The organism is Pseudomonas sp. BF-B-30 (assembly GCF_019956305.1).
Lineage (GTDB): Bacteria > Pseudomonadota > Gammaproteobacteria > Pseudomonadales > Pseudomonadaceae > Aquipseudomonas > Aquipseudomonas jessenii.
The window spans coordinates 370,352-390,091 of record NZ_JAHBDG010000011.1; the positions used below are offsets into that span (position 1 = coordinate 370,352).

Annotated in this window: 19 protein-coding genes; 5 read left to right on the plus strand and 14 right to left on the minus strand. The window is 60.9% G+C overall.

What is annotated here, in order from left to right; translation table 11 throughout:
• Positions 1 to 27: 27 nt before the first annotated feature.
• The 8 genes from KGB29_RS08085 to KGB29_RS08120 form a co-directional block, all read right to left on the minus strand.
• Positions 28 to 1,080: a WD40/YVTN/BNR-like repeat-containing protein gene (locus KGB29_RS08085; protein WP_150813856.1), complete on the minus strand. Its 1,053-nt coding sequence runs from the start codon at positions 1,078 to 1,080 to the stop codon at positions 28 to 30.
• 616 nt (positions 1,081 to 1,696) lie between these two features.
• A complete protein-coding gene (locus tag KGB29_RS08090; RefSeq protein WP_223616378.1) occupies positions 1,697 to 1,915 on the minus strand; it encodes a hypothetical protein in 219 nt (72 codons plus the stop codon).
• A gap of 395 nt (positions 1,916 to 2,310) precedes the next feature.
• Positions 2,311 to 4,968: an aminopeptidase N gene (pepN, locus tag KGB29_RS08095; RefSeq protein ID WP_150813857.1), complete on the minus strand. Its 2,658-nt coding sequence runs from the start codon at positions 4,966 to 4,968 to the stop codon at positions 2,311 to 2,313.
• A gap of 10 nt (positions 4,969 to 4,978) precedes the next feature.
• Positions 4,979 to 5,809 carry a DUF2797 domain-containing protein gene (locus KGB29_RS08100; RefSeq protein ID WP_150813858.1) on the minus strand — a complete coding sequence of 277 codons (831 nt, stop codon included), beginning with the start codon at positions 5,807 to 5,809 and terminating at the stop codon, positions 4,979 to 4,981.
• Positions 5,806 to 6,066 carry a YeaC family protein gene (locus KGB29_RS08105; RefSeq protein WP_053158810.1) on the minus strand — a complete coding sequence of 87 codons (261 nt, stop codon included), beginning with the start codon at positions 6,064 to 6,066 and terminating at the stop codon, positions 5,806 to 5,808. Before KGB29_RS08105 ends, KGB29_RS08100 begins: the two co-directional genes overlap by 4 nt.
• Positions 6,067 to 6,098: 32 nt before the next feature.
• A complete protein-coding gene (locus KGB29_RS08110) occupies positions 6,099 to 6,968 on the minus strand; it encodes a rhomboid family intramembrane serine protease (protein WP_150813859.1) in 870 nt (289 codons plus the stop codon).
• Entirely contained in the window at positions 6,965 to 7,939 is a 975-nt protein-coding gene (locus KGB29_RS08115) for a metallophosphoesterase (RefSeq protein WP_371319467.1), read from the minus strand. The genes KGB29_RS08110 and KGB29_RS08115 overlap by 4 nt, the downstream gene beginning before the upstream one ends.
• Positions 7,936 to 8,826, minus strand: a complete 891-nt coding sequence (locus tag KGB29_RS08120) for an NAD(+) kinase (protein WP_008016128.1) — start codon at positions 8,824 to 8,826, stop codon at positions 7,936 to 7,938. Before KGB29_RS08120 ends, KGB29_RS08115 begins: the two co-directional genes overlap by 4 nt.
• 117 nt (positions 8,827 to 8,943) lie before the next feature.
• Here KGB29_RS08120 and KGB29_RS08125 point away from each other — a divergent pair, with 117 nt between their 5' ends.
• On the plus strand, positions 8,944 to 9,894 hold the full coding sequence (locus KGB29_RS08125; protein ID WP_223616379.1) for a DUF1853 family protein: 951 nt from the start codon (positions 8,944 to 8,946) through the stop codon (positions 9,892 to 9,894).
• 184 nt (positions 9,895 to 10,078) lie between these two features.
• On the opposite strand, the gene KGB29_RS08130 is transcribed toward KGB29_RS08125, so the two are convergent.
• Complete coding sequence (locus KGB29_RS08130) at positions 10,079 to 10,639, minus strand: NADPH-dependent FMN reductase (protein WP_150813861.1); 561 nt, start codon at positions 10,637 to 10,639, stop codon at positions 10,079 to 10,081.
• Positions 10,640 to 10,813: 174 nt separating this feature from the next.
• On the opposite strand from KGB29_RS08130, the gene KGB29_RS08135 reads away from it, so the two are divergent.
• Complete coding sequence (locus KGB29_RS08135) at positions 10,814 to 11,041, plus strand: hypothetical protein (protein WP_057715028.1); 228 nt, start codon at positions 10,814 to 10,816, stop codon at positions 11,039 to 11,041.
• Between the two features lie 88 nt (positions 11,042 to 11,129).
• Positions 11,130 to 12,023: a LysR family transcriptional regulator gene (locus KGB29_RS08140; protein ID WP_057715029.1), complete on the plus strand. Its 894-nt coding sequence runs from the start codon at positions 11,130 to 11,132 to the stop codon at positions 12,021 to 12,023.
• Here KGB29_RS08140 and KGB29_RS08145 read toward each other — a convergent pair.
• The 5 genes from KGB29_RS08145 to KGB29_RS08165 all read right to left on the minus strand — a co-directional run bounded on the left by KGB29_RS08145 (position 11,989) and on the right by KGB29_RS08165 (position 17,290).
• Complete coding sequence (locus KGB29_RS08145) at positions 11,989 to 12,603, minus strand: GNAT family N-acetyltransferase (RefSeq protein WP_057715030.1); 615 nt, start codon at positions 12,601 to 12,603, stop codon at positions 11,989 to 11,991. The genes KGB29_RS08140 and KGB29_RS08145 overlap by 35 nt on opposite strands.
• 14 nt (positions 12,604 to 12,617) lie before the next feature.
• Positions 12,618 to 14,873, minus strand: a complete 2,256-nt coding sequence (locus KGB29_RS08150) for an Orn/Lys/Arg decarboxylase N-terminal domain-containing protein (RefSeq protein ID WP_223616380.1) — start codon at positions 14,871 to 14,873, stop codon at positions 12,618 to 12,620.
• 141 nt (positions 14,874 to 15,014) lie between these two features.
• Complete coding sequence (dnaQ, locus tag KGB29_RS08155; RefSeq protein ID WP_046037200.1) at positions 15,015 to 15,773, minus strand: DNA polymerase III subunit epsilon; 759 nt, start codon at positions 15,771 to 15,773, stop codon at positions 15,015 to 15,017.
• Between the two features lie 213 nt (positions 15,774 to 15,986).
• Positions 15,987 to 16,439, minus strand: coding sequence for a ribonuclease HI (rnhA, locus tag KGB29_RS08160; RefSeq protein WP_007979123.1), 453 nt, complete (start codon positions 16,437 to 16,439; stop codon positions 15,987 to 15,989).
• 92 nt (positions 16,440 to 16,531) lie between these two features.
• Positions 16,532 to 17,290 (minus strand): class I SAM-dependent methyltransferase, encoded by a 759-nt coding sequence (locus KGB29_RS08165; RefSeq protein ID WP_007988453.1) that lies wholly within the window; start codon positions 17,288 to 17,290, stop codon positions 16,532 to 16,534.
• A 65-nt stretch (positions 17,291 to 17,355) separates the two neighbouring features.
• Here KGB29_RS08165 and gloB point away from each other — a divergent pair, with 65 nt between their 5' ends.
• Both gloB and KGB29_RS08175 read left to right on the plus strand, forming a co-directional pair.
• Positions 17,356 to 18,123 carry a hydroxyacylglutathione hydrolase gene (gene gloB, locus KGB29_RS08170; RefSeq protein ID WP_150813863.1) on the plus strand — a complete coding sequence of 256 codons (768 nt, stop codon included), beginning with the start codon at positions 17,356 to 17,358 and terminating at the stop codon, positions 18,121 to 18,123.
• 99 nt (positions 18,124 to 18,222) lie between these two features.
• Positions 18,223 to 19,653, plus strand: coding sequence for a transglycosylase SLT domain-containing protein (locus KGB29_RS08175; RefSeq protein WP_150813864.1), 1,431 nt, complete (start codon positions 18,223 to 18,225; stop codon positions 19,651 to 19,653).
• Positions 19,654 to 19,740 lie beyond the last annotated feature (87 nt).

The following is a 19,740-nucleotide window of genomic DNA, read 5'->3' on the forward strand; positions in this document are numbered from 1 at the left end:
GCTCCGCCTTCTTATTATTAACCCGGCTCATTTGCCCGACTCGGTGCCGCTTGGCGAAGTGACGCGAACGCCGCCCTGCCCGGCCAGAACCAGATTGCCATTGCCTGCCGCAGTCACTGCCGAGACGGAAATACGGTCCGGACGGTTGACCACCTTGAAGGTTTCGCCATTGTCACTGCTGCGAATGACCGAACCGCCGTTGCCGACGATCACGATGGAACCATCGTCGAGCAGCGTACCGCCGGACAGCCCGAACTCCAGGTCGCCACGTTCAGCCTTGAGCTCGACCTGGTCCCAGGTGGTGCCGAAATCCGTGGAACGGTAAAGATTGCCGCGCAGGCCGTAGGCCAGCAACGTATTGGACTGCGCCGTACCGATCACGCCGAACAGCGAGCCTTCGTACGGGCCTTCGAGTTTCTCCCAGGTCTGGCCCCAGTCCGCGGAGCGGAACATGCTGCCCTGCTCACCGACGATGAACAGCCCGGCGTCCTTGACCGCGGCGATCGCGTTCAGGTGGTACTGGTCTTCGTTGTCCAGGCGGTCGCTGGCGTCCTCCCAATGCTTGCCACCGTCGGTGGTTTCCATCAGCGAGCCGTAGGCGCCCACGGCAAAGCCGCTGTCGACGTCCTTGAACCAGACATCGAGCAGCGGCGATTCGCGTTTCAGATCTTCGAATTGCTTGGTCCAGGTCGCGCCGCCGTCCTCGCTGGCGAGGATCTGCGCGTCATGGCCGACGGCCCAGCCGTGCATGTCATCGACGAAAAACACCGACGTCAGCAGGGACCGGGTCGGGACCTTGGCCTGGGTCCAGGTAGCGCCCTGGTCATCGGAATACAGGATGTGCCCACGATCCCCGACCGCCACCAGGCGCTTGCCGGCGTGGACGACATCGAGCATCAGGCTTTTGGCGGCCTTGGCCGATTCAATGGAATAAACAACGTCGGATGCCGGCGCCGCCGCGGCCAGCGCAGGCGCCGACAGCATGGCAGAGCCCAACACCGAGAGCGCTGTGGCCAGCAACGCGAATTTGCGTAATGCCGGCGGGCGGCAGATACCCACACCCATGACAGGCTCACTCATAGACCTTCTCCCATTATTATTGTTAGGTCGTTCAACCTTACTGGGCGCCGCAAGGGTGCGTGTCCGGACCGGCTGTTTCAGAGCATAGTCCTGAAACCCGCAATCCAGAGCCCCTTCGGAAGCTGGCCTATCCTATCGGTGTTTTTTAATGTCTGACAATCGACGCCACGTTATGTTTTGTTAACCGGGGGGATGGGGGGTGGGGTTCTGAATGGTTGGGTATCAGGTGGGGTGATTGCGGTTTCGGTGGTGGGTGGTAGTGACCGGTGTTCGGTGTTCGGTGTACATATCCGTTGCAGCGGTAATGGCTGCTTTTCCAATCGGCGTACATATCCATTTCTGCGGTAACGGCTGCTGGCGGTTTCGCTCTTACAGCGAGTCCCTTTTTCAAACGCCAAAAAGGAACCAAAAGGCTTCGCCCCGGCGTACGGCACCTCGCCAAGGCTCGGTGTTCCCTCGCTACGGTGTCCATCAGGGGGCATCGCCTACGGTCTGCTTCGCGACGACCTCCTCTCGATGTGTTCGACTTCGTCGAACGGCGCTACGCGCCTACCCCCCTGATGAACACCTACGCTCGGCCTGCCGAAGGGGCGAAAGATCAAAAGCCAGATCAAGATCAAAAGCCAAAGCCAAAGCCAAAGCCAAAGCCAAAGCCAAAGCCAAAGCCAAAGCCAAAGCCAAAGCCAAAGCCAAAGCCAAAGCCAAAGCCAAAGCCAAAGCCGTAGATGGGGGTTCTGAAAATTTTGTGCAACCAGATAGGATTCAAGCGACTGACAGGCCGCCATCGCGAGCAAGCTCGCTCCCACAGAAGAGCAAAAAGCAGAGCATCCCGCATCACCGCGTCGCTTCTCACCACTCATCAGGCCGAGCGTTAGCTCGCCTGCAGCTCTTGATCTTGATCCACCCGCCCCCTCGGCAGGCTGAGCGGAGGTGTTTATCCGGGGATTGGCGCGTAGCGCCGTTCGACGCAGTCGAACCCATTGCATGTAGGTCGAAGCGAAGCCGACCGGAGGGCAATGCCCCCGGATGAATACCGCAGCGAAGGAACCCCGAGCCTAAGCGAGGGGCCGTACGTAAGGGGCGAGACCTTTTGGTTCCTTTTGGGGCGTTTGCCAAAAGGGACTCGCCGTAAGGGCGAAACCGCCAGCCGCCGTTACCGAAGTAACGGATATGTACTCAATCAACCAAGAACCTGGTCGGCCCAAAGGCCGCCAAGTTCAAAAGCCAAGATCAAGCCAAACTCTTGCTGACCACTTCAAACACATCACTGGACAACTGCCCCGAAGCCCGAATCCGCTCCAGCTCCGCCTTCATCAAAGCCTGACGAGCACTGTCGTACTTGCGCCAGCGAGTCAAAGGCGCCAACTGCCGAGAAGCAATCTGCGGATTGAAGCCATTCAACTCGATCACCAAATCCGCCAGGAAGCGATACCCGGAACCGTCAGCAGCATGGAAGTTGACCAGGTTCTGCCCGGCAAACGCACCGACCAGTGCCCGCACCTTGTTCGGATTCTTGATGTTGAACGCAGGATGCTGCATCAACTGACGAACCCGCTCCAGACCACCAGGCAACACGCTGCCGGCCTGGACGCTGAACCACTGGTCCATGACCAACGGGTTGTCCTTGAAGTGCTCGGCGAAGCTGGCCAGTGCCTTGGCCTTCTCGGCTTCGAACGGTGAATTGACCAACACGGCAAGTGCGGTCAGGCGCTCGGTCATGTTGTCGCACGAATCGAACTGCTCCAGAGTCGCAGCCACAACTTCCGGCTTGCCGCTGAGCATCAGGTACGACAGCGCAATGTTCTGCAACGCGCGGCGAGCGAAGTGCTCGGCTTCGGCCACGTACGGCGTCTGCTTCGACAACTCGCGATTGGCCTGATAACGCAGCCACAAACCTTCGAACAACGCGTCAGCCAGTTGCTTACGGGCAAATTCACGCGCCGTGTGAATCGCTTCGACATCCGCCACTTCACTGATCTCGCTCAGGTACGCCTCGCTTGGCAGAGAGAGCATTTCCGCGACCATCGCCTGATCCAGCGACTCATCCGAAAGCACCGTGCGCAACGCCGCCACCAGACGCTGATCGAGTACCAGCGCTTCGCCCTTCTGCTGCTGGGCGATCAGCTCTTGCAGCACCTGCACCGACAGTTGCTGGCCGGCATCCCAGCGGTTGAAGCCGTCGCTGTCATGCTGCATCAGGAACATCAGCTGATCACGGTTGTACGGGAAGCTCAATTTCACCGGCGCCGAGAAGCCGCGCAGCAACGACGGCAACGGTTGTTCGGCGATGTCGACGAAGGTGAAAGTCTGCTCGGCTTCGGTCACCGAAATGACCCGCGAGGTGCCTTGCGCGGTGGCTTCACCGGACAGACGCAGGGCAATCGCTGCCCCTTTGGAATCCAGCAGCCCCAGTTCGACCGGGATCACGAACGGCAGTTTTTGCACCTTGTCCGGGGTTTCCGGGCAGCTCTGACGGAAGGTCAGGCTGTAGGTTTTCGCCGCAGCGTCATAAGACTCGCTCACCGCCAGGCGCGGTGTACCGGCCTGGCTGTACCAGCGCTTGAACTGGGTCAGGTCAACGCCATTGGCATCTTCCATGGCCTTGATGAAGTCATCGCAGGTCACGGCCTGGCCGTCGTGGCGTTCGAAGTACAGGTCGCTGCCTTTGCGGAAGCCTTCGGCGCCGAGCAAGGTGTGGATCATGCCGACCACTTCCGAGCCCTTTTCGTACACGGTCAGGGTGTAGAAGTTGGAAATCTCGATGAAGCTGTCCGGGCGCACGGCGTGGGCCATGGGGCCGGCGTCTTCGGCGAACTGGTGGGTGCGCAGGTACGCCACGTCCTGGATGCGCTTGACCGTGGCCGAGTTCATGTCCGAGGAGAAACCGGCATCGCGGAACACGGTGAAGCCTTCCTTGAGCGACAGCTGGAACCAGTCGCGGCAGGTCACGCGGTTGCCCGACCAGTTGTGGAAGTATTCGTGGGCGACGATCGCCTCGACCCGCTGGTGCGCGGCATCGGTGGCGGTTTCGGCCTTGGCCAGCACGGCGCTGGAGTTGAAAATGTTGAGGCCCTTGTTTTCCATGGCGCCCATGTTGAAGTCATTCACGGCGACGATCATGAAGATGTCCAGGTCGTACTCGCGACCGTAGACCTCTTCGTCCCAGCGCATGGATTTCTTCAGGCTGTTCATCGCGTGCTGGCACTTGTCGATGTTTTCCGGCTCGACGTAAATGCGCAGCGCCACGTTGCGCTCGCTCATGGTGGCGAAGCTGTCTTCGACGCACCACAGGTCGCCGGCCACCAGCGCAAACAGGTACGCCGGTTTCTTGAACGGGTCTTCCCAGGTCGCCCAGTGCCGGCCCTCTTCACCGGGACCGGAAGCGATCGGGTTGCCATTGGACAGCAGCACCGGATAACTGTGTTGTTCGGCGACGACCGTGGTGGTGAAGGTGCTCATCACGTCCGGGCGGTCGAGGTAATAGGTGATCTTGCGAAAACCTTCGGCCTCGCACTGGGTGCAGAACATCGTGCCGGACTTGTACAGGCCTTCCAGCGCGGTATTGGTTTCCGGGTGGATCCGGACGCTGGTATCGACCGTGAAGGTGGTGCTGGTCGGGTGCAAGGTCAGGTGATTCTCGGTCAGCTGATACTGCGCCTCGGAAAGCTCCTGGTCGGCAAGGGTGACCGACAGCAGTTCCAGCTGCTGGCCGTCCAGCACCAGCGGCGGCAGGCCCGGGCCGCGCTCGGGGTTGCGGCGCATCACCAGTTGCGCATGGACCAGGCTATGGTCCTCGTACAACTCGAAGGTCAGGTGCGTTTCGTCGATCAGGTACTCGGGCGCCTGATAGTCCTTGAGGTAGATCATCTTCGGTTGTTCGGTGCGCATGCTGGAGTCCTTACTGATGCACGGCGAGCTGGTAAGCCGTGTATTTACGAATGTTGATCACGCCGGTGTCGAAGATCAGGTATTGACCCTTGATCCCCATCAGCGTGCCTTCGGCAATCGGGTTCTTGTCCAGGTTGAAGCTGACGATCTTCGCCGGGTACTGCTCGACCGGGTAGCGGATTTCCAGCGGTTCGACGTCGGTCACCGGCTGGATCGCCTGCAAGCCAAATCGCTGCTGCAACCCGAGCAAGCCTTCGGCACAGCTGTCGAACAGTTGATCGCGGACCTCGGCCAGGTTCACCGCCGCCGCATCGCCCTTGAGCAAAGCGCGCCAGTTGGTCTTGTCGGCCACCTGGCTGCGCAACAGATCCTCGACGAAACCGGACTGCTGGCGAGTCGATACGCGCATGATCGGCAAGGCCTGGCTCGCACCCTGGTCGAGCCAGCGGGTCGGCAACTGGGTGGCGCGGGTAATCCCGACTTTGACCCCCGACGAATTGGCCAGGTACACCACGTGATCGGTCATGCAGAACTTCTCGCCCCACTCAGGCTCCCGGCAGGTCCCGGCCTCGAAGTGGCAGCGTTCCGGGCTCATGATGCACACGTCGCACTGGGCCAGTTTGGTCATGCACGGGTAGCAGTAACCCTGGCTGAAACTGGTCTTGGTCTTGCGTCCGCAATGGCTGCAGTGGATCGCACCCAGGTACTCCAGGCGCACCGTGGTGCCGATCAACGGATTGACCGGGACCTCGGTTTCGCCCAGACGAAATGCATATTGCACGTTCGGCCCGTCCAGGCGCGCCGACATTTTGCTGATTGCACCGCGGCCAATCTCGATCAATGGATGGCATCCGATTTGAACAGGATATTCGGCACTTGAATCGACTTGGAGCTGCATTCCTGCGGGCCCATGTAGCCGGTGCGCTGGTCCTCTGGCAGGTTCTGGATTTCCCAGGCGATCATTGCCTGCAGCGACAGTTCGCGTTGTTCGGCGGTGAGCTTGCCACCGTCCGACCATTTGCCGATTTCCACGGCCAGTTTCAGGCTCTCGTAGATATCGGGGGTGATGTTCTTGATCATTTCGTTAAAAGAGGACATTGGGTCTCCGTCTCTTTATTGCATGTTCTGAATTAGGCGGCCAGTTTACGGCGGTTATACAAACCGCCCAACAAACCGGTGAAGCATCCGATGAGTAACCCGCTGACGTGGGCCGCGTTGGCGATCTCGCCGAAGCCGATCATCGAGACCAGCCCGGACAGGCACAGCAGCAACCACACCAGCATCATCACCAGCACGCCTCGCGGCAGGCGATAGGCCGGGTTCGGCGCCAGCAACTGGAAGATCCAGCAATGCCCGAGCAGGCCGTACAGTACGCCGGACAAACCGCCGAACAAGGTCGGGCCACTGAATAGATACTGGGCAAAGTTCGATACCAGGCTGAACAGCAAGGTCAGGCCGATCAGGTTGATACTGCCCTGGCGCGACTCGATACGCCGCCCCAGCTCCCAGTACCACATGCCGTTCATCGCCAGGTGCAGGATGCCGAAGTGGATCAGCATCGGCGTGAACAGGCGCCACCACTGCCCCGCCGCCAGGCTGTCGGCCAGTGGCGTGAAGTGGATGTATTCACCGACCACGCGGAACTCGAGGAAGGTCAGCCAGCGCATCGTTTCAAGATTGTCGCCCAGCATGGTCACCGCGCCGACAACCAGGCTCAACAGCAGCACCAGCGCGGTGGCCCTGGCGTATTTCAACTGCTCGACGAACCCCGGGCGCTTGACGGTCTGCGCCACCGGAATATCCAGTTGTTGATCGGGGTCACCCGCCGGAAAACGCTCGTACAGCGCACGCACGTCTTCACTGATGTTGTCCGGCACCCACAGCACCTGCTCGCCAGCTTCCTCGCTGACCCGATGGGGCACTTGCATGCGCTTGAGCAGGGTGACGAACCCGCTCAAGTCCACCGCCAGGGGCAGACGCAATACCGCTACAGCACTCATTGCAGCACCTCCGGCCGCTCGACATCGACCCAGACGAATTTTTGCGGATCCAGGCGGGTTTCCTGATCCAGTCGGTAGGCAACCAGTTTGCCGTACAGCACCGCGCTGTAATCCAGGCAGGCCAGGTTCGGCCGGATCGGTGCCGGCTTGCCGCTGCGCCAGTAATGGCCGACGAACAACAGCGGCTCATCGATGCCATAGCGCAGCAAACTGTTCTTTTCGGTGGACGACAGCGGCGTCCGGGCCACGGGTTCCGGCAGTGCATCCGGTTGGAACACGATGTCGCCGTAGGTTTTCGGATCGTCTTCCCAGAACTTGGTGCGGAAGAACGAACGGACCAGGCCGTCGCCGCTGGTCATCGTCAGGCCATGGGGCAAACGCATGTCCGTGCCGCGCAGCAGCCGGTCGAATACGGTGCAGGCAAAAGAGCCCGACTCCGCCGACGCCTGGAGAAAATGCTCATCGACGCAGCCGTTGGGGAACAACGCCCGCAGCGGCTCGATCAGCCCGGCGTCCCAGCAGGCGTGGACCACGCGAAAACGCCCGGCATCGACGAACAATGGCAACTGGTAGAACCATTGCTGGAAGTCGTGCCAGTCACCCGGATGGTGTTCGAACTGGGTCAGGGTTTCGTGCAGCAGGCGGGCATGGCGCGGCGTGTGCTCACGCACGAACTGCTTGCCGCTGCCGGGCAGTGCCGGCGTGCTCCAGCCCAGCGCATTGAACTCGTGGTTGCCCATGATGCACAGCGCCTGACCGGCCTCCACCATGTCGTGGACGATATGCAGTGCCTCGCGAATCCGCGGGCCGCGGTCGATGATATCGCCGACGAACACCGCCATGCGCGAGGCATGTCGCCAGACGCCACCCTGCTTGTGATAACCGAGTCGGTCGAGCAAGTGCTCCAGGGTCAGAGCGCAACCGTGCACGTCACCGATCAGGTCGTAGCTACGCGCGGGATCGAGCATCAGTCGCCTCCACCCCCCAACTTGCTGCCCCAGCCAAGCTTGGTCCGGCAGACTTCATAGTAATTGTGGTCCAGCGGATGGATCAGCCGCAGTTTCTGGGCTTTCTTGCTGACGGTAATGGTGTCGCCCGGCGCGCAGGTGAAGTGGTTCTGCCCGTCGCACGAGACTTGCGGGTAAATCTGCATATCCTTGGACACGACGATTTTCAGCTCACTGTTGCCATCGACCACAATCGGTCTACCCGACAAGGTATGGGGGTACATCGGCACAATCACAATGGCGTCGAGCTTGGGATGCATGATCGGCCCGCCGGCGGACAACGCATAGGCGGTGGAACCGGTCGGCGTCGCGACGATCAGGCCGTCGGCCTTCTGGCTGCAGACGAACTGGCCGTCGATGTACAGCTCGAACTCGATCATTCGCGTGGATTTGCCGGGGTGCAGCACGACGTCGTTCAGTGCATCGCCCTGGCCGATGGCCTCGCCGTGGCGGCGGACTTCGGCCTGCAACAAAAAGCGGTTTTCCACCAGATAGTGGCCATCCAGCACTTCGGCGACCTTGGTTTCCAGCTCGTCGGGACGGATGTCGGTGAGGAAACCCAGGCTGCCCCGGTTGATGCCGAGCACCGGAATATTGTGTTTGGCCAGCGCCCGGGCGGCACCGAGCAGGCTGCCGTCACCACCGACCACGATGACCATGTCGCAGACTTCGCCGAGCATCTTGCGCGACGAGGTTTGCAGGCCGTGCCCTGGCAGCACTTCGGCGATGGTGTCTTCGAGGATCACGTGCAGGTGACGATCGAGCAGAAACCGTTTCAGTCGGCGGACGGTATCCAGCACCTGGGAACTGCCCAGGCGACCGATGATGCCGATATTGCGAAATTGCTCCATGGGGCTCCTGCGGGGATCTGCGTGGCGGCGAAAACCACGATTATGGGCGAAAGCCGCCCGTAGACAAAATCCTTTCAGTTTCAGGGGTGTGCCCGGGTTTCGGGCTATGCTCGCAAGATGATGCTATTTCCGGATTTGCTCCACCTGCCCCATCAGTTACGCCATCCCGAAGTGCGTGACCTGGCGTGGGTCATCCTCGCGCCGCCCATGCTGGACAATACCCCGTGGCCGCAGCGTCACCCGCTGGCCGGCAGCGACTGGGTGCAGGCACCGGATCGGCTGGAGCATTGGCTGCGGCAGCTGGATCGGGACAGTTATGGCCTGCTGCACTGGCTGGCCCAGGCCCGGACCCGGCGCCTGGGCTTGTACTACGAACGCCTCTGGCAATTCGCCGTGCAGCATGCACCGGGCATTGAACTGATTGCCGCCAACATGCCGATTCGCCGCGAAGGGCACACCCTCGGTGAACTGGACATGCTGCTGCGCGACCGCGACGGCGTGCATCACCTGGAACTGGCGATCAAGCTCTACCTTGGCCCGCAATCCGGCGACGGACACGACACCGCCAAGTGGCTGGGCCCGGGCTGCCACGACCGGCTCGACCGCAAACTGGCGCACCTGAGCCAGCATCAATTGCCGATTTCCACACGCCCCGAGAGCCGTGAAGTGCTCGCGGCGCTGGATATCCAGGCGTTCAGCGCACATTTATGGCTGGGGGGTTACTTGCTGTACCCGTGGCCCGGACAAGCCGCCCCGCCATTGGGTGCCCATCCACAGCATTTGCGGGGTCGCTGGTTGCATCAAAAGGATTGGCTGGCGTTGTTGGCCCAAAGCCCGCCCGGTCGCTGGCAACCCCTGCCCCGTCACGCCTGGCTGGCGCCGGCGCATTATTCGGCGGAGCACACCTGGAACCCCGGACAGATGCAAGCGTGGCTGGATGACCTGGACCCGCTGGCGCCAGCACAACTGCTGGTGCGCCTGACGGAAAATGCCAGCGGCGACTGGGAAGAGGCCGAGCGATTGTTTCTGGTGGCGGATCTTTGGCCGAATGTGCCGGGACAGGGTTGAGTCCAGTATTGCCTGAGCCGGCCTCTTCGCGAGCAAGCCCGCTCCCACATTGGGCCTCAGCCGAACACAAGTCTTGTATCCACTGAAGATCCCTGTGGGAGCGGGCTTGCTCGCGAAGAGGCCAACACGGTCTAAAGAGATAACCACCCAGCGCTTCGCAGGACAAAGCGCCGGCCAATGACCATCAGTCTTTCTTGTGCTGCTCGACCCATTGCCCATAGGCATTGATGAAACCTTGCAGGAACGGCTTTACCGACTCGGACAACTTGCCCGATTCGTCGAACGCCGAACCGGCGTTCCCCAGATAGGCCTCCGGTTGCTGCATCATCGGCACATTGAGAAACACCATGGATTGACGCAGGTTGTGATTGGCACCAAACCCGCCGACGGCCCCCGGCGACACACTGATAACGGCTCCCGGCTTACCGCTCCAGGCGCTTTTCCCATATGGACGCGACCCCACGTCAATCGCGTTTTTCAACGGTGCCGGCACCGACCGGTTGTATTCCGGGGTCACGAACAACACCGCGTCGGATGAGCTCACCTGTTGTCGGAAAGTGCTGTAGGCTGCCGGCGGTGAAGCGCCATCGATATCTTCGTTATAGAGCGGCAGATCGCCAATTTCGACGATGTTGAGCTTGAGATTGGCCGGCGCCAGTTCTATCAGGGCCCGTGCGACCTTGCGGTTGATCGATTCCTTTCTCAAGCTGCCGACCACGACGGCGATCGTATAGACGTTGCTCATAAGATTTCTCGACTGTCCGATAGGAAGAGCTTGTAGTTATAGATGACGATTCAAACAGCGGGCGACCGAAAACCCCGTCCCTGACTATTTTTTTCCCGTAGGAAAACTTACCTCGCCCAAGCACGGTCTACAGTGCCGCAAATTGAGTGATTTATCTCCAGAGGTTCTAAGCAGATGGCAGCAGTACTCGTCGGTCAGTTCCATGCAAGAGACGCGCAAGGCCGCATTTATTCGGTGCACGAGTTTCAGGACTCCACCCCGGCGGCAGAAGGTTCAGGGCCTGTCACCACCTACAAGCTGGCCATTGGCGACCGCGTCAACAAGGTCGACGACAATGAATTCATGCTGGTGCAAACCGGCGTGACCATTACCCGCGAACCGCAAATCGCCAGCGCTTCATAACCCGTCGTTATGAGCAGAAGTCATATGCACGGACTTGGGGTAGGATTCAGCCACTGACTCCTCCACCTGCTGAACATGGACTTCACGCATGCGCTTACGCCATATCGAAGTGATCCAGGCACTCTTGCAGACCGGTCACCTGGGCACCGCCGCCGAATGGCTGCAGTTGCCGGTGGCCGAAGTCGAGCGCTTGCTGCGCGACGCCGAGGATCAGTTGGGTTTCATGCTGTTCGCCAGCGTACGCGGACGATTGCAGGCCACCCGCGAAGCGCGGGAATTGCAGGTGGAAATTGCCCGGGTCTACGATGCGCTCGAACCGGTGCAGCGCCTGGCCAACAGCCTCAGGCAATACCTGGCGCCGCCGCTGCGCATCATCTGCACCCCTCCCCTGGCCAACCAATTGTTGCCACACAGCATCGCGGCCCTGCGCCGACGCCTGCCCGATGCGCCTTGCACGCTGCTGAGCCAGCCCACCCGCGACATCGTCAGAAGCCTGCTGCTGCGTGAAAGCGATCTGGGCCTGAGCCTGCATGACCCCGATCACGCCGACCTCGACTGCCATGTGATCGCCCAGGGCAAACTCCAGTTGCTCGCCCCCCATGGCTGGCTGCAACCGAAACAGAAATACATTTCACTGCAGGATCTGGCCGGCCAATCGATGATCGGCCTGGAGGGGCAGGACCCGTTGAGTCCGGCGCTGGAAAACAAACTGCACGGTTTGCGTCCTGCCCCGGTGATTCAGACCCGGGTCCAGACGCATCAGATGATGCGCAGCATGGTCGAGGCCGGCGAAGGCCTGGCCATCGTCGACCCCTTCACCGCCCTCGGCGCCAAAGCCTCGGGGCTGGACACCTGCCCGCTGGCGCCAGCGGTCCCGATCAGCCTCTACGCCCTGACCCTGAAAAACGCCGAACCCTCACCGGCGGTTCAGACACTGTTAACCATCGTCACGGAACAAGCCGCGGCGATGCTGACGAACTGAACGGATTTTCCAGCGGGTTTTCGAACAATCGATACCAGAACAGCGCCACTTCGGCGGTGTTCGGATCGATGCCGCGATAGCGCAGGTGGTCGATCCCACCAATCACGTAACCGCAGCGTTCGTAGAGCCTGCAGGCCCCCAGGTTGTTGTTCTGGGTTTCGAGCATGATGCCTGGCAGCTTTTTCTTGCGGCTCCAGAACTGCGCCACATCCAGCAGGGCCTTGGCCACGCCATGCCGCCGGGCCGGTGCGTGCACCGCCAGCTCGTCGATATGGGCAAAGCCGTTCCAGTTGGTGCTGACCACCAGGTGCCCCACGGGCTGGTCATCCAGATAAGCCATGAAAATCGCGCTGTCGGCGGAATCGCGAAAGCTGCTGAATTCCTCGGGATCGATGCCGTAGCACTTGCGATAAGGCGTGATCGGGGTGACAGGCCACTGTGCCACCGGCGCTCCTATTTGTGCCGCACCGTAGGCCGCGACTTCAAAACTGAAATCACTGCCCCAGATATAGGCGGCAAAACCCTCGTCGGCAACCCGTACCGACAACCCTGGATAATTCGGATTTATAACCGGCTGCATACTGGGAAATGTCCTCATTCCTTGATGCAATCGACGGTGTAGCACCGTCCACTGCCCTGATCTTCATGTTGCAATCCGTGCACATCAGCAACGAATCCCGGAAAACTGCTATCGAACGTGCGGGCAAACGCCAGGTAATCGATGATCGAGCGGGTCGACTCGGTAAAGCGCTCACCCGGCATGATCAGCGGAATGCCGGGTGGGTACGGCACCAGCATCACCGCAGCGATCCGCCCGTCCAGCGCATCGATCGACACGGCTTCGACTTCACCCCGCACCAATTGATCATAGGCGTCCGCCGGCTTCATCGCGACTTCCGGCAGAACGGTGTACATGCGCTTGAGGTGCCTGGCGGTGGCATTGCTGCGATAACAGGCATGCAACTGATCGCACAGATCACGCAGCCCCATGCCCTGATAGCGTGCGACATTCTCTTGCGCCACACAGGGCAGGCAACTGGCCAGACTGACGTTGGCGTCGTAGCTGCGCTTGAACTCCAGCAGTTCGGTGAGCAGCGTGCTCCACTTGCCCTTGGTGATGCCCATGGAGAACAACACCAGGAACGAGTACAGCCCGGTCTTCTCGACCACCAGGCCGCGCTCCCACAGGAACTTGCTGACCACCGCCGCCGGAATCCCGCGCTCGCTGAGGGCGCCACCGGCGGTCAATCCCGGCATCACCAGCGTGACCTTGATCGGGTCGAGCAGCACATAGTCGTCGGTCACGCCGCCAAAGCCGTGCCAGTCGGCATCGGGTTGCAGCAACCAGTCCTCGGTGACGACCCGCTCGATGCCTTCCGCCGACGGCGGTTGCCAGATCGAGAACCACCAGTCATCGGCGGCAATGTGCTGGCGCAAATTGGCCAGCGCACGGCGAAAACTCAGGGCTTCGTCGAACATTTCCTGCAGGAGAGAACGCCCGGCCGGCCCTTCCATCATCGCCGAAGCCACATCCAGCGAGGCGATGATGCCGTACTGCGGCGAGGTCGAGATGTGCATCATGAATGCTTCGTTGAAGCGATCCCGATCCAGTTGCCGCGCACCGCCATCGCGCACGTGAATCATCGATGCCTGACTGAAGGCCGCCAGCAACTTGTGGGTCGAATGGGTGGTGAACACCAACGGGCTGTCTTCATCACGGGAGGTGCCCATGCCGTAGCGCCCGGCAAAGAACTCATGAAACGCTGCATAGGCGTACCAGGCCTCGTCGAAGTGCAACACCTCAACGCTATTGCCCAACTGCTGTCTGATCAGTTCGGCGTTGTAGCAGAGGCCGTCATAGGTTGAATTGGTCACCACGGCAAGCTTGACCTTCGGTGAACGCCCCTTGGTCAGCGGACTGGCGTCGATCTTGGCCTGGATCGATTCGCGACTGAACTCACTCAGGGGAATCGGGCCGATAATCCCCAGTTCATTACGCTCCGGACACAAGTACAGAGGGATGGCGCCGGTCATGATGATCGAATGCAGCACCGACTTGTGGCAATTGCGGTCCACCAGCACCAGGTCATCGCGGGCGACCACCGAGTGCCAGACAATCTTGTTGGCCGTGGACGTGCCATTGATCACGAAAAAGGTGTGATCGGCGCCGAAATTGCGTGCTGCACGGGCCTCGGCTTCAGCCAGGGGGCCGGTATGATCGAGCAAGGAGCCGAGCTCCGGTACCGACACCGAAAGATCCGAGCGCAGGGTGTTTTCCCCGAAAAACTGGTGAAACGCCTGCCCGACCGAGCTCTTGTGGTACGCCACGCCACCGCCGTGACCGGGGGTGTGCCAGGAATAGTTGGAATCCGCCGTGTGCTGCACCAACGCCTTGAAAAACGGCGGCAGCAGGCCATCGAGGTATTTGCGCGCGGCGCGGGCCACCTGCCGGGCGAGAAAGGGCACGGTGTCCTCAAACAGATAAAGAATGCCGCGCAACTGATTGAGCTCGGCCATGGCGTCGGCGGGTGCGTTTTCCAGGGTCACTTTTTCGCCCAGGGCGAAGATCGGCAGATCCGGTGCACGCACCCGCGCCAGACCGATCAGTTCGGCCATGTTTTGCAACAAATGAGAATGGGTGCTGGCATCTTCAGAGGCAATCAACATGCAGGACAGGCCGTGGTAAGTCGACGCCACCAGTCGTCCTTCAGTGTAGTCCACCGCCGAAACGACGCTGAACCCTTCCTGCTCCAGCTCCCGGGCAATCCCCCGCACGCGGTCACCGGCAACGCTGTCGGCCTTGATGTCGCGATGAACGATCAGGACCGGGAATTTCAAGTCTTTGTACATGAGGCTCAGCGTCCTGAGGCGGCAGACCAGAGCCTGCCAATCACCTCAGGGTAGAGTGTTGCAGCGGATGTGGCGAGCGGGATGCACCAACTTGTGGCGACGAGGGAGTTTCCCTGTGGCGAGCATCTGCCAAACAGGGTGTTATGCCTGGGCTTCAGCCTCGGCCAACTGCACCCACAACGCCGGGGCACCAGCGGATTTGCCGATGATTTCCAGGCGCGCCGCGTGGCGGGCCAGGTCGTCTTCACTGGCGCGGATGATGCGCGTCGGCTGACGGTCCGCCGGCAAACGGCGAATCTCGGTGGCCGAATTGTCCGCCCCTTCACCCGAGCCATTGCCATCGGAGGCGTTGCCGGCCAGGGACAGACTGGTCTGCCCCCCGGTCATGGTCAGGTAGACGTCGGCAAGAATCTCGGAGTCGAGCAAGGCGCCGTGCAGTTCACGACCCGAGTTGTCGACGCCATAGCGTTTGCACAGGGCGTCGAGGCTGTTGCGCTGCCCCGGGTGACGTTCCCGGGCCATCATCAGGGTGTCGAGGATCGAGCAGTGCTGCGTGATGTCCGCGCGGTCCTGTTGGCCCATCAGGGCGAATTCGTTGTTGATGAAGCCAACGTCGAACGCCGCGTTATGGATGATCAGCTGCGCGCCCTTGATGAACTCGAAGAACTCTTCGGCCACCTCGGCAAAACGCGGCTTGCCCACGAGGAATTCATTGGTGATGCCGTGGACGCCGATCGCGCCCTCGTCACTTTCGCGATCGGGTTGCAGGTACACATGGAAGTGCCGGCCCGTCAGGCGTCGGCCGATCAACTCGACACAACCGATTTCGATAATCCGGTGGCCGTCGGTCACCGGCATGCCGGTGGTTTCGGTGTCGAGTACAACGGATCTGGTGGCCATCAGTGCTCAGCTCTCAATCGGTCAATCGTGCAAAAGCGGCGATGTTAACACGCTCGCCGGGGTCTTTCAGGTACACCGAGTCACCGCCTTCGCGAGCAAGCCCGCTCCCACATTGAATCGGCGCCGGCTCACAACTTTGTGGACGACACGAATCCAGTGTGGGAGCGGGCTTGCTCGCGAAGGCCACGGCGCGGTGCATCGGCAGTACCCGAATCAGCCCTGCTTGTACCCACGCACTTCATCCACACCACGGTTGGCCAACTGGTCGGCCCGTTCGTTGCCGTGATGGCCAATGTGTCCGCGCACCCATTTCCAGGTGACCTTGTGACGGTTGACCTGCTCGTCGAGCAACTTCCACAAGTCAGCGTTTTTCACCGGTTCCTTCGCCGCGGTTTTCCAGCCGCGCTTCTTCCAGTTGTCCATCCACTCGTTGATGCCTTTCATCACGTACTGCGAGTCGGTCACCAACAACACCTCGCAGGGACGCTTGAGCTCTTCCAGGCCACGGATCGCGCCCATCAGCTCCATGCGGTTGTTGGTGGTATTGGCTTCGCCGCCCCAGAGTTCCTTTTCGACACCCTTGCACACCAGCAGTGCGCCCCAGCCGCCAGGACCAGGGTTGCCTTTGCAGGCGCCGTCGGTGAACAGTTCTACGCTATCGCTCATGCCAATCTATCCAGAAAATGCGCTGGCCCGCCGATCGCTGATCGACGACGCCCGAAGCCGGGGCATGCCCGGCCACAAATGAAAAGTGTGTATTACGGTTCGATGTTGCGCCGGTTGACCTTGGCCATCGGCAACGGGATCAGCTTGCCCATCGGTTCGCGCCGCTCCTGACGGACCGGTCGCAGGCCCACCACGATCTTGCGCGCCACCAATAAATAGAAGCCGCCGCCCGACAGTTGCCAGTCACCGGCCTTGCGTTCCCAACCGGCCAGGCGGGTCTGCCACGCCGGTGACGCAAGCGGCGGACGATAGCACCCGAAGCGGCGTTTCTCCAGCGCGAAACCCAGCAGGTTCAGCCAGTCGGCGACCCGTGACGGCGAAATGCAGCGCGCCTTGCGCAGCGCATCCTGGGCAAACACATGCCGCAGGCCCCAACTGCTCCAGGGGTTGATGCCAATGATCAGCAAATGCCCGCCGGGACGTACGCTGCTTGCCGCCTCGCGAAGCAGACCGTGGGGCGACAGGCAGAAATCCAGGCCATGCTGCAGCACCACCACATCGGCGGCATGCTCGCTCAGCGGCCAGGCCTGCTCCTCACAAACGATCTCGACCCCCGGCAACGGCGCACCAAGGCGTACATTGCGCTGTACCTGAGGGGCAGACGGCGGAGTCTGGGCCGAGGGACCGTAATGCACCAGATAGCCACCAAAGAACCGCCCGAGCTCGTCTTCGAGCATGCGCCGCTCTTCGTCCAGCAGAAATTGCCCGAGGGGACCGGCCAGCCACTCGCGGGCGGCGCTGATCAACGCCAGCCAGTCAGGATCGGCTTGTGCGAACGCTTTATCAGTCATTGCATTCTCCAACGCGCCAGGAAGTTCTAAGATGCGCCAATGTTTTCCGCTTGGCGAATCCGACGATGATACAGATCACTGCCCTGCCCGCCTTCACCGACAACTACATCTGGTTGTTACAAGACCACGGCAGCAAGCGCTGCGCGGTCGTCGACCCGGGTGATGCCGGCCCCGTACAAGCCTGGCTTACGGCCAATCCGGGCTGGGTACTGAGTGACATTTTGATCACTCATCACCATCATGACCACGTCGGCGGCGTCGAACAGCTGAAAAAAGCGACGGACGCGAAAGTCTATGGTCCAGCCAGCGAAACGATCCCGGCGCGGGACGTTGCGCTCAAGGACAACGACAAGGTCCGCGTGCTCGGCTGGGATTTCGACGTCCTCGCGGTCCCTGGCCACACCCTGGGGCACATCGCCTATTACCATCACGGCTTGCTGTTCTGCGGCGACACACTGTTTGCCGCCGGCTGCGGACGCCTGTTCGAAGGCACGCCACAGCAAATGTACAGTTCGCTGACACGCCTGGCCGGGTTGCCGGAAGACACGCTGGTGTACTGCACCCACGAATACACCCTCGGCAACCTGAAGTTTGCCGCGGCCGTCGAACCGAACAATCCGCACACCGCCGAGCGCCTGGCCAAAGTCACCCGCCAACGGGAATCCGGGATCATGACGCTGCCGTCGACACTGGCGCTGGAAAAGCTCACAAACCCGTTTTTGCGCTCCGGTGAAACATCCGTTAAAGAAAAAGCGGACGAACGGACCGGCACCGATAACTCGGCGCCCGATATGGTTTTTGCGGCGCTTCGAGCGTGGAAAGACAGGTTCTAAAGGGGCCTATCAAGATTGCAACAATTCTGAAAGGTTGACCGCGCAGGGTGCGCTTCCTAGAATCGCCCGACATTTTTGCCCGGAACTTACTTCCAGCCAATGTCGTCACCTATTCGCAAAGCCATCAGTTCAGACGCATTGACCCGCTTGGCTCAAGCCATTGCGGTGGCTGTGTCCGCCACCCTGGCGGGCTGTTCCAGCCATGCGCCGCAGACCGATGCGGCGCACACGCAGAACATCGCCGCGCGCGCCAAGCAGAAGCCGATCTGGCTCAGCGAAAAACCCAGCCCGCAAATTCCCCAGGACGTCTGGGAGCGCATGCGTCAGGGCTTCCAGCTGCAAGACGGGCTGGGCGTCAACCCGCGCATCGAGCAACAGCGCCTGTGGTTCGCCAGCAATCCATCTTTTCTCGAAAACGCCGGCGAACGTGGCAGCCTCTACATTCACTACATTGTCGAACGCCTTGAAGAACGCAACATGCCGCTGGAACTGGCCCTGCTGCCAGTGATTGAGAGCGCCTACAACCCGATGGCCTATTCCCGGGCCAACGCGGTGGGTCTTTGGCAGTTCATCCCGTCCACCGGGCGTTACTTCAACCTGCGTCAAACCCGCTTCTATGATGGCCGTCGCGACATCACCGCGTCGACCACCGCCGCCCTGGATTACCTGACCCGCCTGCACGACATGTTCAACGGCGACTGGATGCTGGCCCTGGCGGCCTACAACGCCGGCGAAGGCACCGTCAGCCGGGCCATTGAGCGCAACGAACGCCTAGGCCTGCCGACCGACTACTGGAACCTGCCGCTGCCCTCTGAAACCCAGGCCTATGTGCCAAAGTTGCTGGCACTGTCGCAGGTGGTGATGGCGCCGGAAGCCTACGGCGTGAACCTCAATCCGATCGCCAACGAGCCCTACTTCCAGGTCGTCGAAATCAACCAGCGCATGGACCTGTCCAAGGTTGCTGAAGTTGCCAACATCGACGAAGACGAACTGTTCCAGCTCAACCCGGCCTTCAAGCAGCGCACCACCCTCGATGGCCCGCAACATCTGTTGGTGCCGACCTCCAAGGCGCAACTGCTGACCAGCAGCCTGCAGACCATGCGTCCTGAAGAACTGATCAGCAAGAAACCGCTCAAGCCGGTCTTCGAAGGTGCCGACGACAGCCAGGTCGCCAGCGTCAAGCGTTCCTATCGGGTCAAGCGGGGTGACAACCTCGGTTCCATCGCCAAGGCCAACAACGTTGACGTGAAGGACCTGCAACGCTGGAACAAACTGAGCGGCAAGAACCTCAAGCCCGGCCAGACCCTGGTCATGCAGGACAACAGCAAACGCAACTCAGGGCGCGTCAACACCGTGATTGCAGCCAATACCAAAAAGCAGCAGGCCAAGTACAAGGTCCAGCAAGGCGACTCGCTGTACATCGTGGCCAAGCGCTTCAACGTAGAGATGCAGCACCTCAAGCGCTGGAACCCGCGTGTCGGCCAGGCGCTCAAGCCTGGTCAGATGTTGACGGTGGCCAATCCGCATTAACTGTAGGAGCGAGCCTGCTCGCGAAAAACCCAAGGGCACCGAGTTGATTCAGGTGCCCCGCGTCATCATTGACCACCATCGCGAGCA

What these genes read in the sequence shown, in the direction of transcription:
- KGB29_RS08085 (WP_150813856.1), bottom strand. Translation starts at nt 1,080, where the DNA reads ATGAGTGAGCCTGTCATGGGTGTGGGTATCTGCCGCCCGCCGGCATTA.
- KGB29_RS08090 (WP_223616378.1), bottom strand. Translation starts at nt 1,915, where the DNA reads ATGCGGGATGCTCTGCTTTTTGCTCTTCTGTGGGAGCGAGCTTGCTCG.
- pepN (WP_150813857.1), bottom strand. Translation starts at nt 4,968, where the DNA reads ATGCGCACCGAACAACCGAAGATGATCTACCTCAAGGACTATCAGGCG.
- KGB29_RS08105 (WP_053158810.1), bottom strand. Translation starts at nt 6,066, where the DNA reads ATGTCCTCTTTTAACGAAATGATCAAGAACATCACCCCCGATATCTAC.
- KGB29_RS08110 (WP_150813859.1), bottom strand. Translation starts at nt 6,968, where the DNA reads ATGAGTGCTGTAGCGGTATTGCGTCTGCCCCTGGCGGTGGACTTGAGC.
- KGB29_RS08120 (WP_008016128.1), bottom strand. Translation starts at nt 8,826, where the DNA reads ATGGAGCAATTTCGCAATATCGGCATCATCGGTCGCCTGGGCAGTTCC.
- KGB29_RS08125 (WP_223616379.1), top strand. Translation starts at nt 8,944, where the DNA reads ATGATGCTATTTCCGGATTTGCTCCACCTGCCCCATCAGTTACGCCAT.
- KGB29_RS08130 (WP_150813861.1), bottom strand. Translation starts at nt 10,639, where the DNA reads ATGAGCAACGTCTATACGATCGCCGTCGTGGTCGGCAGCTTGAGAAAG.
- KGB29_RS08135 (WP_057715028.1), top strand. Translation starts at nt 10,814, where the DNA reads ATGGCAGCAGTACTCGTCGGTCAGTTCCATGCAAGAGACGCGCAAGGC.
- KGB29_RS08140 (WP_057715029.1), top strand. Translation starts at nt 11,130, where the DNA reads ATGCGCTTACGCCATATCGAAGTGATCCAGGCACTCTTGCAGACCGGT.
- KGB29_RS08145 (WP_057715030.1), bottom strand. Translation starts at nt 12,603, where the DNA reads ATGCAGCCGGTTATAAATCCGAATTATCCAGGGTTGTCGGTACGGGTT.
- KGB29_RS08150 (WP_223616380.1), bottom strand. Translation starts at nt 14,873, where the DNA reads ATGTACAAAGACTTGAAATTCCCGGTCCTGATCGTTCATCGCGACATC.
- dnaQ (WP_046037200.1), bottom strand. Translation starts at nt 15,773, where the DNA reads ATGGCCACCAGATCCGTTGTACTCGACACCGAAACCACCGGCATGCCG.
- rnhA (WP_007979123.1), bottom strand. Translation starts at nt 16,439, where the DNA reads ATGAGCGATAGCGTAGAACTGTTCACCGACGGCGCCTGCAAAGGCAAC.
- KGB29_RS08165 (WP_007988453.1), bottom strand. Translation starts at nt 17,290, where the DNA reads ATGACTGATAAAGCGTTCGCACAAGCCGATCCTGACTGGCTGGCGTTG.
- gloB (WP_150813863.1), top strand. Translation starts at nt 17,356, where the DNA reads ATGATACAGATCACTGCCCTGCCCGCCTTCACCGACAACTACATCTGG.
- KGB29_RS08175 (WP_150813864.1), top strand. Translation starts at nt 18,223, where the DNA reads ATGTCGTCACCTATTCGCAAAGCCATCAGTTCAGACGCATTGACCCGC.